Origin of the sequence: Sinorhizobium fredii NGR234, assembly GCF_000018545.1 — a bacterium.
Taxonomy (GTDB): domain Bacteria; phylum Pseudomonadota; class Alphaproteobacteria; order Rhizobiales; family Rhizobiaceae; genus Sinorhizobium; species Sinorhizobium fredii_A.
On record NC_012587.1, the window covers coordinates 1,954,434 to 1,967,617 of the forward strand.

13 protein-coding genes and 2 pseudogenes are annotated in these 13,184 nt (G+C 60.9%); 7 read left to right on the forward strand and 8 right to left on the reverse strand.

Going from position 1 to position 13,184, the window contains the following annotated elements; all coding sequences use genetic code 11:
• Positions 1–140: 140 nt before the first annotated feature.
• Entirely contained in the window at positions 141–377 is a 237-nt protein-coding gene (locus NGR_RS20725; RefSeq protein ID WP_012708426.1) for a hypothetical protein, read from the reverse strand.
• 903 nt (positions 378–1,280) lie between these two features.
• Here NGR_RS20725 and NGR_RS20730 point away from each other — a divergent pair.
• Positions 1,281–2,116: pseudogene (locus tag NGR_RS20730) on the forward strand (glycosyl transferase).
• A 207-nt stretch (positions 2,117–2,323) separates the two neighbouring features.
• Here NGR_RS20730 and NGR_RS20735 read toward each other — a convergent pair.
• The 4 genes and pseudogenes from NGR_RS20735 to NGR_RS20750 all read right to left on the reverse strand — a co-directional run.
• Positions 2,324–3,439 (reverse strand): annotated as a pseudogene (locus NGR_RS20735) (portal protein); the annotation flags it as partial.
• 17 nt (positions 3,440–3,456) lie between these two features.
• Entirely contained in the window at positions 3,457–3,849 is a 393-nt protein-coding gene (locus NGR_RS20740; protein WP_012708429.1) for a DUF6258 family protein, read from the reverse strand.
• A gap of 667 nt (positions 3,850–4,516) precedes the next feature.
• The gene (locus NGR_RS20745) at positions 4,517–6,571 is read right to left on the reverse strand and encodes a portal protein (RefSeq protein ID WP_012708431.1); all 2,055 of its coding nucleotides are present in this window, start codon (positions 6,569–6,571) and stop codon (positions 4,517–4,519) included.
• Positions 6,571–8,001 (reverse strand): terminase large subunit domain-containing protein, encoded by a 1,431-nt coding sequence (locus NGR_RS20750; RefSeq protein WP_164924376.1) that lies wholly within the window; start codon positions 7,999–8,001, stop codon positions 6,571–6,573. The genes NGR_RS20745 and NGR_RS20750 overlap by 1 nt, the downstream gene beginning before the upstream one ends.
• Positions 8,002–8,284: 283 nt before the next feature.
• Between NGR_RS20750 and NGR_RS20755 the strand changes: the two genes are divergently transcribed.
• Positions 8,285–8,626, forward strand: coding sequence for a GFA family protein (locus tag NGR_RS20755; protein WP_012708433.1), 342 nt, complete (start codon positions 8,285–8,287; stop codon positions 8,624–8,626).
• Positions 8,627–8,700: 74 nt separating this feature from the next.
• Here the strand turns inward: NGR_RS20755 and NGR_RS20760 are convergent, their stop codons facing one another.
• On the reverse strand, positions 8,701–8,856 hold the full coding sequence (locus tag NGR_RS20760; RefSeq protein ID WP_012708434.1) for a DUF3309 family protein: 156 nt from the start codon (positions 8,854–8,856) through the stop codon (positions 8,701–8,703).
• A 325-nt stretch (positions 8,857–9,181) separates the two neighbouring features.
• Between NGR_RS20760 and NGR_RS20765 the strand changes: the two genes are divergently transcribed.
• Positions 9,182–9,586 (forward strand): hypothetical protein, encoded by a 405-nt coding sequence (locus tag NGR_RS20765; protein WP_012708435.1) that lies wholly within the window; start codon positions 9,182–9,184, stop codon positions 9,584–9,586.
• An 11-nt stretch (positions 9,587–9,597) separates the two neighbouring features.
• Here the strand turns inward: NGR_RS20765 and NGR_RS20770 are convergent, their stop codons facing one another.
• On the reverse strand, positions 9,598–9,978 hold the full coding sequence (locus NGR_RS20770; protein ID WP_164924377.1) for a hypothetical protein: 381 nt from the start codon (positions 9,976–9,978) through the stop codon (positions 9,598–9,600).
• 178 nt (positions 9,979–10,156) lie between these two features.
• Here NGR_RS20770 and NGR_RS20775 point away from each other — a divergent pair, with 178 nt between their 5' ends.
• From NGR_RS20775 to NGR_RS20790, 4 genes are all read left to right on the forward strand, one after another.
• Positions 10,157–10,561 (forward strand): hypothetical protein, encoded by a 405-nt coding sequence (locus tag NGR_RS20775; RefSeq protein WP_164924633.1) that lies wholly within the window; start codon positions 10,157–10,159, stop codon positions 10,559–10,561.
• A gap of 131 nt (positions 10,562–10,692) precedes the next feature.
• On the forward strand, positions 10,693–11,136 hold the full coding sequence (locus NGR_RS20780) for a hypothetical protein (protein WP_012708438.1): 444 nt from the start codon (positions 10,693–10,695) through the stop codon (positions 11,134–11,136).
• 1,047 nt (positions 11,137–12,183) lie between these two features.
• The gene (locus tag NGR_RS20785; RefSeq protein WP_014328792.1) at positions 12,184–12,378 is read left to right on the forward strand and encodes a hypothetical protein; all 195 of its coding nucleotides are present in this window, start codon (positions 12,184–12,186) and stop codon (positions 12,376–12,378) included.
• Between the two features lie 173 nt (positions 12,379–12,551).
• On the forward strand, positions 12,552–12,731 hold the full coding sequence (locus NGR_RS20790; RefSeq protein ID WP_012708440.1) for a hypothetical protein: 180 nt from the start codon (positions 12,552–12,554) through the stop codon (positions 12,729–12,731).
• 34 nt (positions 12,732–12,765) lie between these two features.
• Here the strand turns inward: NGR_RS20790 and NGR_RS20795 are convergent, their stop codons facing one another.
• Complete coding sequence (locus tag NGR_RS20795; RefSeq protein ID WP_012708441.1) at positions 12,766–13,167, reverse strand: BA14K family protein; 402 nt, start codon at positions 13,165–13,167, stop codon at positions 12,766–12,768.
• Between the last annotated feature and the right edge of the window lie 17 nt (positions 13,168–13,184).

Consider the following 13,184-nt stretch of genomic DNA (forward strand, 5'->3'; position numbering starts at 1 on the left):
GAGAGAAATTCGGCACGGAATGCCGCTCTCGCGCATTCCCGCAGCGGGAAATTCGCGATACTTAATACTGCACCGATTTCATGAATCGGTTTGGCAATAACGCGCTTGAAGGCGGCAGGCCAACCGCGCTCGATCTCGCTTCATAGCGGCGCGTTCGTGCCTTCGGTTTTAGCCTGCTCCGTCAGGAACTTCAGTTTTGCGCAGAAGTTGCGGACCGCCCGCGCTTCGGCCGCGAAAGCGGCCCGCGCTTCATGGTCCGTGAGTTGCGCGTTGATACATCCGTTGATGGCCGCCGCCTCCAACTCCTGCATCAATCGCTCGAACAGCGGATTGTCGAGAAGCGCCCGCGCCGCCGCCTGTTTTTCCTCTGGCTTCATCTCACTGCTCTTTCTTGCGAGCCGACCGACCAACCGAGCGGGGCAAGCGGCAGGATTGCTTGTTGTCTTGAGTTTTTACCGACCGTTCGGGAGGGTGTGGTGCAGGCACCCTCGGCTGCGCGGGGATGCGAGCCGGATAGTAGCACCGTCGATTTGCCGAAGATGAGTGGGTGCGTTCCGAAGACGACCAGCCGCCTCCGAGCCGCGTTTAGTCACGCTCGGGGGAAAGCTGCGTTCCTGTCGTCGTGATGCCTATATCCGGCGTTCCGTCGGTTGCCCAACAGGAACATGGTGCACCCGCAGGGCCGATACCATAGGCGCAGATCTGATCAGGTGTCGTGCATTGCCGAGGACCTGGCCGGGCCACAGGCTGGGATACAGGCGCGTTACCTTTGACCGTCCCCCGCACGGGTACGGCTGGCGTACCCGTTTCACTGCATGAGGACAGAACGAGCGGAGCCGTGACGAAGAACAGCGAGATGCGTCGAAGACTTTTCATAATACTAGCCCTATTTTGGGGTGCGAGATGTTTCAACCCCCGGGGGCATCAAACTCACGTCTTTCCCGCGATTGCTGCCTGCGGCAGACACCGAATCCCTTAACCGCCTTTCCCTCAGAAGACCACTGATTCTTCTCTTGGAACAGTTCGCTAACTAAAGCGCCAAAACTGCTGCACACTCTTGAGCACCTGCATTAGATGCTCGAAATGCCGGTGCGAACTCGTCGGCTCGGATAACGGCATCGGCGCCGCATCTTGCCAGCTGTCGGCAATTCCTGCTTTAAGTCACCCGGGGTTTGATCGATCGTCTGCAAGCTCCCCGCCATACCACCGGTTCCGGCGGTACGAACGCCAGTTCGGGAAGGCGCTTTCGGCAGGCACGGATACGAGAGAAGCGACAATCCATGACAAGCGTTCTGGCGGCAAGCGGCGGCGTCAAGCAGGTGATCTGCATCAGCTGGGGCACCAAATATGGCGCCCCTTCATCAACAGACTCTATGCCATGGTGGCGCGCAACATCACGCCGCCCTTCACCTTCACCTGCTTCACCGACAGCCGCGACAACCTCCGCCCCGAGATTGTCTGCGAGGACCTGCCGCCGCTCGATGTCGAGATGCCGACCAACACCAAAGGCATCTGGCCGAAGGCGCGACTCTGGGGGCCGAAGCTCGGCAATCTCAAAGGACCTGTGCTGTTCCTCGACCTCGACGTCGTCATCGTCGGGTCGCTCGACAGTTTCTTCGAGGCCGGCGGGCCGGATGACGTGGTGCTCGCCGTCAACCAGACGACGCCCTTCGAGCGGCTCGGGCAGACGTCGGTGTTCCGCTTCCCGGTCGGCAAGCTCGTGCCGTTGCAGGAGAAGTTCCGGACTGATCCCCAAGGTGTCGCCGATGAGTATCGCTTCGAGCAGCGCTTCGTGACGCGCAACGCGCCGGGCCGGGCCAAGTTCTTCCCGCGACGTCATGTCCTGCACTTCCGCCAGGACTGCCGCTGGCCGTTTCCGCTGAACTACTATCTGGCGCCGCGCCTGCCGGCCGATGCCCGGATCGTTCTCTTCCCGCGCGGGCTTCTGCCGCAGCACGCGATCGACGGTCAGTTCGGCTACAAGGGCCGCGCCGCCACACCGCTCGGCCATGTCCGCGGTCTGTTTTCTCCGGAACGAAGGGAGAAAAAACCGTTTCGCTATCTGCGCCACTATATTCGCCCAAGCCTGTGGGTCGCCGAGCATTGGCGCGAGTGATTGCGCAATTCAATGTGCTAAATCTAGGAGCGATCTGGCATACATCGGCTTGGTGTCGAGAATGCAAGTATCCGCCACTTCGACGCTCGGTGCGGTTTTTCCCGCCCCGACTAGGCAGATGACTGCTCGCCTCATCGCCGAAGTCGCTTGACTTAAGTGCACTCGCCGTTCCCGGCGCCATCTAAAGAAAGAGCTTTAGCCTTCTCTTCATCCCGGCATCCCCCCGATATGCGCCGCCGCCAGCGGCTCGCCGCCGATCATTTCCGCGGCATTCTGCTGTCGCTTCAGGTTTAGTTCGGCGTCGATCTGGTAGCGCTTCAGCGCACCCTTCTGCTGGATCTCGACAAGTTTCAGCTCGCGGTCGACCTCCAGCCTGCGCCGATCGTTTTCCGCCGAAAGTCGCGCCTTCTCGGTGTCGGCCTGCTGCCGCATTTGCAGCTTCTGCATCTCAGCGTTGGGCTGACCTGCGCTCGCGTCCATCCGTCGCTGGATTTCTTCCGGCGTCGGCTTGGTAAAATAGAGGTCGGGCGATTTCAGACCCGCCGCCTCCACCGATTTGGCGATGCCGTTGTAGAGGTTGTCGGGCGAGACGTAGGGGTTGTCCGGCCCGAGCGTCATCAGCAGCTTCTCCTGAAGCTGCTGGATCATCTGGATCATCATCATGTCGCGCTCGCGCGTGCCGGCGCCCAGCCCGGTGTTGACAGTCGCATCCATCTCGGCGTTCCAGTGGCGCGGATCGAATGTCACCCATTGGCCGCGCAGTCGAACGGCGCGCGGCCGGTCCTGGTGCTTGATGACGAGGCGCAACAGCCCCTTGAAAACGCGCCGCAGCCCTTGCGCAAAGGTGCGCACCATCAGTTCCGTCTGGCCGATACCTGCCTGCTCGATCAGCGCCGTCGCCCGCGCCGTCATGTTCGTCAGCGCATCCGGTGCGAGCCCGCTCGAGGCGTCGGAAATGCCGGTGCGGTCCGTCGCCTCCTGGTCGAGATAGGAGAGCATAGCGAAGGATTCCTTCGCCACGAACGGCACCATCGTGTAGCCGAGCGCCGCCCGCGCATCGATGCCCTGGCTGACGCGGATCGGCTGGCCGAATTTCGGGTTGAGGACGCTCTCGGGATTGGCGATCGCCCCTTCCTGGACGATCGGCTGCTGGTTGTTCTGCCAGTAGAGATTGTCGAGCGTCTGGCGCATCAGCACGGTCTTCACCCGCTGGATCTCCGCCATGTCGTCGGTGACCGAGCCGCCTTCGCGCTGGTGCGGCCGCCGCTCGATGATCAGGTCGGCGAACGGCACCTCGTCCGATTCGTCGTTGAAATGCAGGTTGCCTCGCCGAGAGGCTTTTAGTCCCTAATCCGCGTGCCTTCCTCGCCCGGCTTCTCGATCGCCACGGCCTTCGCCCGGATTTTGGTTTTCACGGAACCGTAAACGCCAGCTTCGTCACAAAAACCCATATCGATCATCACTGTGAATCGACCGTCTTCAAAACCCAGGAATTCGATATCACCGAAATCATCATTGGGAATTATGCCAGGCGGATCGAAGGAAATGTGATCGACTCCTTCGAACACTAGGAAACCGTCATGGATGTTTTCATCGTAATTCCACGTTCCTGACCGAAGACGAGATATCGAATCGATCTGGATCTTGACCTCCTTCTTCCAACCGTCAAGCACGATTACCTTGCAGGCGCGGTCGCCGAGGTAAATGCTGCGCAAGAATTCGTCCGGATTCATTCTTCCTACCTTATCGGCCAATGCGCTTCGGGACTGTCGTAGGGCACTACGTTTCCATAGATGTCGAGTGACGGGCCTTGGTTGTTCTTACCTCTGCCCGTACCCATAAGATGTCCATGCCCATGCGGCGTGGGATCATACCAATGCCCTCGCGGATTCATTCTATGGTAATTGGAGCCATTCGAATAGCGCGTGTGTGTATCGACAGGATTTGCACCAGGAACCGTACTTCCTCCCAGCGGCTCGAAGGCGATATTGCCTCTTGGGTCCACGATGTAACGCTGAATAGGCAGCCCAGTGCGAGGGTCCACAATCTGAGCTCTTTGAAGCTCTTCCAGCCGCCGATGCAAATTGCCTCTGGCCTGGACGGAAGAGGAACCGCCCGGCGGTTCCAGAAACGCCTCATTCGGATTGAGGCGTCGTATCTGCCTCATAAGTATCCCTATTTGATCCGCCATCTGTTCTTGCGCAGGGCTTCTTGCCGGGAGACCGCGCCTAGTAGGCGGCCGCGCCTGGGCGAATTCCTCGCCGCCCCAGCTATGCCGGCTTGCGTGACGGCCCCAGTTCGGCGAACGACTGTTGGCTTCCTCGCCGAAATCGCGCAGTTCCAGGGCGCCGCCCAGGCCCAGCGGCGCTTCATAAAAGTCGTCAAAGTCACTGATTCGTCTCACCCCGGTATCCCTCCGATATGCGCCGTCGTCAGCGGCTCGCTGCCTACAATCTCCGCAGCATTCTGCTGTCGCTTCAGGTGTAGTTCGGCGTCGATCTGGTAGCGCTTCAGCGCACCCTTCTGCTGGATTTCGGCGAGCTTCAACTCGCGCTCGATCTCCAGCCTGCGCCGGTCGTTCTCCGCGGAAAGCCGCGCCTTCTCGGCGTCAGCCTGCGCCCGCATCTCAAGCTTCCGCATCTCGTGATTCGGCTGGTTGGCGCTTGCCTGCATCCGGTGCTGGATCTCCTCCGGCGTCGGCTTGGTAAAATAGAGGTCGGGCGATTTCAGCCCCGCCGCCTCCACCGATTTGGCAATGCCGTTGTAGAGATTGTCCGGCGAGACGTACGGATTGTCCGGCCCGAGCGTCATCAGCAGCTTTTCCTGAAGCTGCTGGATCATCTGGATCATCATCATGTCGCGCTCGCGCGTGCCGGCGCCGAGGCCGGTATTGACCGTCGCATCCATCTCGGCATTCCAGTGGCGCGGATCGAAGGTCACCCATTGGCCGCGCAGCCGCACGGCGCGCGGCCGGTCCTGGTGCTTGATGACGAGGCGCAGCAGCCCCTTGAACACGCGCCTCAAGCCCTGCGCAAAGGTGCGCACCATCAGTTCCGTCTGGCCGATGCCCGCCTGCTCGATTAGTGCGGTCGCCCGCGCCGTCATGTTCGTCAGCGCGTCCGGTGCGAGGCCGCTGGAAGCGTCGGAAATGCCCGTGCGATCGGTCGCCTCCTGATCAAGGTAGGAGAGCATCGCGAAGGATTCCTTCGCCACGAACGGCACCATCGTGTAGCCGAGCGCCGCCCGCGCATCGATCCCCTGGCTGACGCGGATCGGCTGGGCGAATTTCGGGTTGAGGACGCTCTCCGGATTGGCGATCGCCCCTTCCTGGACGATCGGCTGCTGGTTGTTCTGCCAGTAGAGATTGTCGAGCGTCTGGCGCATCAGCACGGTCTTCACCCGCTGGATCTCCGCCATGTCGTCGGTGACCGAGCCGCCTTCGCGCTGGTGCGGCCGCCGCTCGATGATCAGGTCGGCGAACGGCACCTCGTCCCATTCCTCATTCGAAAGCAGGTGCTCCTCGCCCGTGCCGCCGGCGAGGACGAGCCGCCGCAGTTCCGCGATGCCGTCGTCGTCCGCGTCCACCTTCACATAGAGCTCATAGTAATCCACCTCCTCCAGCGCCTTCGGCACGGCGTCCTTCGCCTCGAAGACGCCGCGTCTGCGGGTGAATTCCTCGTCGTCGCGCCCGCTGTCACCGGTCGAGGCCGGCAAGCCTTCGATCAGGTCACGGTCGTAGCCCGTTGCGATCAGGTCCGAGCGGCGCATGCGCGTGGCAATGCCGGCAATCGGGCTATCCGCGATGGAGATCGCTTCGGGGTGGATGAGGAATTCCTCGAGAGGCACGGCCGCCAGCCGCGGCGTGCCCCGCTCCAGACGGCGGCGGATCTTCACGCTGTAGCTCGGCTGCTCCACCATCCCTTGCGGCGTCTCGATCTTTTCGGTCGTCCTGGATTGCTCCACGACCTCCACCTCGTCGTCCCCAATGAGTTGAACAAGCGCCGCTTCGTCGAGCCCGGTGTGGGTCGAGACCGCGACCGACGTCTGCTTCTCGTACCACCAGCGGATCACGCCATTCCTAAGCTTCAACGCATCATGCGCCGCATCCTGCACGGCGTCGTAGCCGTCGCTTTCGGGAAAGACTACGTAGTTGATGTAGTCGGTCGCCTGCTCTGCTGCCGCTTCGTCACCCTCATTGACGGGCGCATATTCCACCACCTTGTCGTTGCCGAGTATGGTGCGGATCAGCGACGGGAGCACCTTCTTGACTGCGGCGCGAACGTCCCGGGAGACGACCTTGGAGCGGTTGGCATCCGCCGGCACGTCCTTCATCGTGCCGTCGTAATATTCCATCGCCCTGATGCGATCGATGGCGAGTTCGTCACGATAGTTTTCGCAGTCCTTGACCAGTTGGCTGACAAGGGCGCAGAGGCGTTCATCGGTCATTGCGGCCATCAGAGAACCTTTCGGGCGGTGAAATTCCAGTTTGCATTGCCGTTGTTGGCTCTCGCGTATCGCTTCATCATCAGCGCGTAACGCGAGGCGGAGATCAGGTCGTCGCGCTCCTTGACGATCCTGCCGTCCTTGCGGTGATAGAGGCGGAACTCCTCGAACCACTCCGCGCAGGTGGAAAACACCTTCCAGCGCCCGGTCTGCATGCGCTGCAGCATGTCGGAGAGTCCGGCCTCGACGCCATTGGTGCCGTCGTCGAAGGTCGCCCGCTCCGCAAGGAGTGGCAGCCCCTGCGCGCGGTACTGCGCCGCAAGCTGCTCTCCGCTTCCCTTGTCGTGCTGCAAGCCGTCATGCGGCCAGGCGAAGGGAAGCCAGGCGCCCCAGGGTTTCAGGGCCGCCGCATGGATGATCGGCGTCGCCTCCCGCTCGCGATAGATCCTCGTCACGTAGAACACGTCGGCGTCACGGTCCCAGGCGCAGCCCACGGCCGCGAAAGGATGATCCCAGCCGAAGTCGAGACCGCCGATCTGCACCCAGTGCTTAGGTATGTCGAACGGCTCGACGCGGATCGCTTCCTCCGTCACCGGAAAAATCCGGCCCGATCCCAGCGCCGGGACACCCTTTGTACGTGCCTCCCGCTCATGCGCGGGGTAGCTTTCGATGATCCGCTGACGCTCTTCGGGCGTATAATGCTCCGCGTCCTCGATCGTCATGGTGATGACCTCGCGGTCCGGCGATTTTTCCATGAGGTATCGCGCCACGACGTTGCTCAGGCCCTTGAGCGGCGTGAAGGTCACTGCAATCGCGCCGCGCGTCGCGTTCGTGCGCGTGATCCCCTCGAAATAGACGTCTTCCGGCGGCTCCTCGTCGAACCAGACATAGTCGACCGTATTCGCTTGCCATTTGCCGCGGCCTTGCTCATAGGCCTTGAAAAGCAAAGTTGAAGCCCCGCCGGAGACATGCCGCACCGTCACGCTGTCGAGCGCCCCCGAGGCGCCGGAGCGCCGCGTCGTGGCGCGTATCGTTGCCTTCGGAATGAAGCCTGTGCCCCAATCCGCCTCGTTGAGCGGCGGGCCGACGAGCAACCGCTGGACGCCGTCGCGCGTCAGCTCGTAGGACTCCGAGCCGGCGAGCATGACGATCGGTTTGTCGAAGCGCCTCCCCTGCCACCAGTTCGGGTAGCGCCCTGTCAGATGCATCGCCGCCTCGGCCGCTCCGGCCAGCGTCTTACCGAGCTGGTTGCCCGCCATGAACAGCCGCTCTCGATAGCTGGCTCCGGCCGCATGAAATTCCCGTTGCTTGGCATAGGGTCGATAGCGCGCCAGAATGTCTGTCCGCCGCCGGCGGTCGAGCTCGGCCATCAGCATGACCTGCTCTTTCAGCATCGCCGATATCTCGGGCGCAGTCGCACCGGATGTGCTCGGTGGTGTCATCCGTGGCGATTTCCCCGTTTTCTGGATAGAGCGGGATGAGGAAAAGTGTGCGCGGTTTTCCGCTCGCATCCCGCTCTAACTCATTAGAATCGATCGCGATGACTTTGGGTCGTTTCGACCCAAAGTCATCGCGATCTAGAGCCCGAGCTTCGAACATTCTGTTGCACGAGCAGAAGAAGGGTCGGCGGGAGTGTCGCCGCTGGACTGCGATCGAATAAGCTCAATAATGGTTCAGGCGTGACTACCCCGCGGATCGCCCGGAGGCAGACCAGGAGACGCACTCATGATCGAAGGCCATTGCCATTGCAGGTCGGTCCGCATCACGGTACCGGTCCGCCCTGAAACCCTGGGCGATTGCAATTGCTCGCTCTGCAGCCGGCTCGGCACCCTCTGGGGCTACTACGCCCCAAGCGACGTGACTGTGAGTGACGAAAACAAGCGCCTCGTTGGCTATGTCCAGGGCGACAAGACGCTCACCGCATTCCATTGCGGCATCTGCGGCTGCACCACGCACTGGTCGCCGATCGGCCGCGGTTCGGCGAAGATGGGCGTCAACCTGCGGATGTTCGACCGCTCGGTCTGGGAAGATATCCCGCACCGCCTCATCGATGGCGCGGCTTGGTGAACGCCCGGCGGGCGCCTCGATCGGGTGCTACAGCGACCTTTGCGCGCCTCGTAAGGCGCGCGGCACTGTAGGCCTCATATCCTGCCCATCAGCAACAGGATCAACAATATGACGACCACCACACCGAGAAGCCCGGAAGGGCCGTACCCCCAACTGGCCGAATAGGGCCAGGCCGGGATCGCTCCGATCAGGAGCAGGATCAGAATAACGAGAAGGACAGTTCCAAGCATATCACGATCCTCCGCTGCATAATTGGCCGTTTTGACGACAAGATCATGCAGCTATTCAAGTTATCGCAGCGATTTTCTCGCGTGTTGAAGGCGGAGGCGCGCTGCAAATTGCATTTCACTTCCTATCGAATGCCGAAAGGCCTCTGTTGGTTCCGTTCTGGGAGCAGGCTGAACGCCCGGAGAGCGTGCTCTGCGTTCGAAGCAGCACTCATTTTACGTGTATCGTGGGGAACAGCTTGCAAGTTCCAAAGGCATTTCTATCGGGCCGTTCTCGGCTCTTGGAGAACATGCTAAAATTCCACCGGCAACAGGGGGAAATCCAAAAATGCCACGTATTGCAAATCTCTATTTCAAGACAGCCATTATCTTTTTGATCCTGGGCATCTCAATCGGCCTGCATATGTCGATCTCGGGCAATCACGCCGCCACCGGTGCGCATGCGCATGCCAACCTGCTCGGCTGGGTGACGATGGCAATCTTTGGCGGTTACCATGCGCTCAATCCGCAAAAGGCGGCCAGGCGCCTGGCGATGATCCAGTATGCCGTCTACACCTTCGGCGTGGCCGTCTTGATCCCGTCGCTCTATCTGCTGCTCTCCGGCAACGCCGCCATGGAGCCGATCGTCGCCGTTTCGTCGCTCATCGCCTTTGCCGGCGTTCTGCTGTTCGCGGTTATCATCTTCTCGAGCAGCGAAGCGGCTGTGACGACCGCAACATCGCCGGCGCGCTGACCAGGGCTCGATCAGGAGGCACCTTCGCGCGCCGGTCGCCTTGGCCGGCGCGCCCGGGTCTTTCGCGCATTGAACAGCGGGCGGATCGCTGAATCCAGCGCGCGGATCCGCTCGATCAGCTGATCGTCCGACAGCTCGTCCGTACCGCCTGCGGCCGCGTTCAAGTCCTTGGGCAGCAGCGAGGCGACGAGCTTCAGATAGGTCTCGGGCTTTTCCGCCCGAATGCGGGCGATCACGCCAACGCCATGCGCCGCGAAATCCGCCCGCACCGCATCGAGGAACGCGCTCCCCAACTGGCCACGCCACCTGGTTGGTCCCATCGGCGTGAGGGATCCGGCCGTTGCATCGTCCGGCACCTGCGCTTGCGATGCGGCGTTTTCGTCATCGAGCATCGCGCTCTCCGCTTGTCCTGTCCATCGCTCCCCCTCATTGGAATATAGGGCGTCGATGATGCGTGTATTCGACATACGTAGCGCCACCCATAATTGCGCCGGAATCGCGACTCAGATTGAATGCTGAAGACCAGCATTGCCTGTCTTCATCGAACCATTTCGCCGTCAGCAGGGAACCATGCGCCGCATTCTTGCCGCCTTCTTGATTGCCGCCACAACCGCTTCCGCCGCTCCTGCGGGTCAATCCGGAAAACCACAATATTTCGTCAAAGCGTGGCTTCAAAAGGCCGACAAGACCTTCGAGCACACCACAAGCTGGTGCGGTGAAAACTATCGCTGTTTCATTCCGATCGGCGATCACATGATCGAGCTGCGCGAGTTGTCCCGCTCCAATTACACGCTTATCTTCACATCCGATCCATCGGAAGAGGTCCCCTGCTGCGTCTTCCGCAACGGCTCACGCGAGGCCCGCCTTGAGAGCGCGTACCCTCGCGTTGCATCCCTTTACTTCAGGCCGGAGACATGGGGTGACGAAGGCATTAACGCGTTCGGAAAGCTCATCATCGTCGTTGAGGACCTCTAGTACTAGGGTTGAAACGACCGTGCAGTTGATCAACGGGCAGCACCTCGACAGCGACCATGTCGATGCTCCCTCAAAGTGAATCGAGAAGCGGGTGCCTGCGATGCTTCCGCCCAACATAGGTAGATCGAAACATGCGTCCGCTCTTGGCTGCAGCCTTCCTTATCGCCGCTTCAGTCCCGCCCGCCTTCGGGGCGAGCCAAAGCGGCGAACCGCGCTATTTCGTCAAGGCCTGGCTCCAAAAGGCCGATAAGAGCTTCGAGCACGCAACCGGTTGGTGCGATGGCAGCTACCTCTGTTTGCTTCCGATTGCGGAGCATTTGATAGAGCTGCGTGAGGTGTCGGGCGACAGCTATCTGCTTTCCTTCAAATCCGCTCCCCCCGAGCCTAAACCCTGCTGCATATTCCGTGACGGCTCCTTCCAAATATGGCTCAGAAGCGGTAGCCCTCGCGTCGCCGTGCTCTTCTACCCACCCTATAAGCGGGGCGAAGTTAGCGTCACCCAGTTCGGCAGGCTTATCATTGTGGTCGAGGACTTAGACAAGCCGAATCCGGCAACGCCTACTTCACGCCTGTAAGCACAATACGAACGATAGCGGCCGTCTCTGCTGCGCCTTGGCCCCAGTTGTGTTGCCTACGCCCCATGCACACCCAGCGATTACTCGCGCCAGGCTTTCAGCGTAAGCCCTTGCTTCCGCCGGGCTCATGTAGCCAGGTTCCCGGGCTTCATATTCGTGGAACTGCTCAACAACCTTGCGTTGCGTCTCCGCATCCGCACTCCGACAATCCATCGCGGCCGGCGATGCTGCCAAACTCGCGTGCGCCTCCTTGGTAGAGGATGCATCGAGCTAGCCACGTCGTGACGCTTCCGAACCGCCCTGCGGATTCGGGTCGACGCGAAAGGCGCATCGCCGGCCGCATACGACGCCGCGGCGTCTTGAAGACGCGCAGGTCGCCGTAAGCTTGATCTGATAAGAAATGAGAGGAAGTCTGGTGCGCCCGTCGCTAGAGGCGGGGCCGGCATCAATCGCTGGAAAGGCACCAGCGATGTGAGGACAAAATTCCTATCCTTGATTTATGGAATACTCCAGGGGGCCTGCTCATGCAAGCTCCGCTCAGCGGCGGAATGTTCGATTTGGGACTTAGCCACAGAATTCTGTGCTCCGGTGTAAACCCCCGCAATCGCGAATGCCACCCCATTTGGCATCCACGTTCCTCGCCCGGGCCGAAACAGCAAAGTCGTCCGAGCATCTTATTATACAAACGTATATTATAAACTACTTGCATAATACTTTGGGCTCTGTTTCAATCGCCAAACGGCTGATGCACAAGGGCTGGGCCTAGGTCTTTTGAAGAATGCTTCAAACCGCATGACGCTATCTAATACCCCGGCATCGCACGATTTGCGGACGCTGGCCTGATGCTCGCTCCGGCGAGCCGTACTATCATTTGAATGCTATCAGCAGACGGACGCCTGGAAGCTGACAGCCATATTTAAACTGACTGCCAAGACGCGGTGCGAACCGCAAATATTTTAGAACCTAAACATGTTACCCGCGTCCCGGCCGCGCCGGGAACAGAAAGGCCCCCAACGCATTGCCTTCGCGGGGGAAGGAGTTGTTCACATGCGCAACCATTGGATCTATGTCGCCATCGGATTTGTCGCTGGCGCTGCACTGTTTCTCTCCACCGCCTGGCAGCGGACGCCGCCGGTCCAGGAAGTCACCCTAAAGCTCGAAAAGACCAGTCGTCTGCAAGCCCCCACCATCCAGACCTCTTTCGTGATGGAGCGTTTCGGCCCTGCCAGGGCGGTAGAATAGCCGCTCTACGGCTGCTCCCTGCTTCTCCTGCATGTTTCCTTAAATCGTCGCCGATTCAAGGCTAAGAACATGCAGCAATTCAGAGTGCTGCAGTGCCCTTGCCTTTCCTCGGCGGATGGGCAAGGTACTGGCGCCGACCCATCCGGCCGGCGCGAGAAGCGAGGGAGTTCGCCTTGAATTCTGATAAGAAGCCCGCTGCGACGATCAGGGTCGAAAAGCGCATGAACGGCCGCTGGGCCTTCGCGCTCACCTATCGCGGTGTGACCTACCCTGCCCAAGGCCAATTTGGCAGCCAGTTGCAGGCGCAAGCTGCGGCCCAGGCCGCGATGAGGTTGCTTGAGAGGCGAGGCTGAATCACGACCCGACGTGCCGGATCGCCCTTGCGCGTCAGTCGTAAGGCGAATTGCACAGGCGGCGGCGGCCGCTGAAAGGCTGATAGGAGTTGTCGTCGAGACGGTATGAGGCATAGCGCTCGAGACACCAGCGCATATGGGCATTCAGGTCGAGGCGGATCTCGCGGCGGGGGCGCATGCGCGGCCCGACAGTTCCCGGCAAGGGCCCGCCGACCGTCGCTCCCGGCCCAACGCCGATGTCGGGCCGTTGTCCTTGATAGCGCGATGCACCATAGCTTGGATAGCGCGGCAGGATAAAATCCCTGTATTGCCGCTCGACGAAGAGCTCATGCTTGGAAGGGCCCGCGCAAATGCCGATGCATGTTTGAGCCACTCCCGGAGCGGGACCTACCACGGCACTCCCAAGCGCCAAAGCAATGATAAATGGTGTTCTCACTGGCTTCCGTCTCGCGC

Excerpts from the sequence above, each read along its gene's own strand:
- NGR_RS20770 (WP_164924377.1), bottom strand. The coding sequence starts at position 9,978 with ATGCTCGATGACGAAAACGCCGCATCGCAAGCGCAGGTGCCGGACGAT.
- NGR_RS20725 (WP_012708426.1), bottom strand. The coding sequence starts at position 377 with ATGAAGCCAGAGGAAAAACAGGCGGCGGCGCGGGCGCTTCTCGACAAT.
- NGR_RS20765 (WP_012708435.1), top strand. The coding sequence starts at position 9,182 with ATGCCACGTATTGCAAATCTCTATTTCAAGACAGCCATTATCTTTTTG.
- NGR_RS20740 (WP_012708429.1), bottom strand. The coding sequence starts at position 3,849 with ATGAATCCGGACGAATTCTTGCGCAGCATTTACCTCGGCGACCGCGCC.
- NGR_RS20780 (WP_012708438.1), top strand. The coding sequence starts at position 10,693 with ATGCGTCCGCTCTTGGCTGCAGCCTTCCTTATCGCCGCTTCAGTCCCG.
- NGR_RS20760 (WP_012708434.1), bottom strand. The coding sequence starts at position 8,856 with ATGCTTGGAACTGTCCTTCTCGTTATTCTGATCCTGCTCCTGATCGGA.
- NGR_RS20750 (WP_164924376.1), bottom strand. The coding sequence starts at position 8,001 with ATGACACCACCGAGCACATCCGGTGCGACTGCGCCCGAGATATCGGCG.
- NGR_RS20745 (WP_012708431.1), bottom strand. The coding sequence starts at position 6,571 with ATGGCCGCAATGACCGATGAACGCCTCTGCGCCCTTGTCAGCCAACTG.
- NGR_RS20785 (WP_014328792.1), top strand. The coding sequence starts at position 12,184 with ATGCGCAACCATTGGATCTATGTCGCCATCGGATTTGTCGCTGGCGCT.
- NGR_RS20755 (WP_012708433.1), top strand. The coding sequence starts at position 8,285 with ATGATCGAAGGCCATTGCCATTGCAGGTCGGTCCGCATCACGGTACCG.
- NGR_RS20775 (WP_164924633.1), top strand. The coding sequence starts at position 10,157 with ATGCGCCGCATTCTTGCCGCCTTCTTGATTGCCGCCACAACCGCTTCC.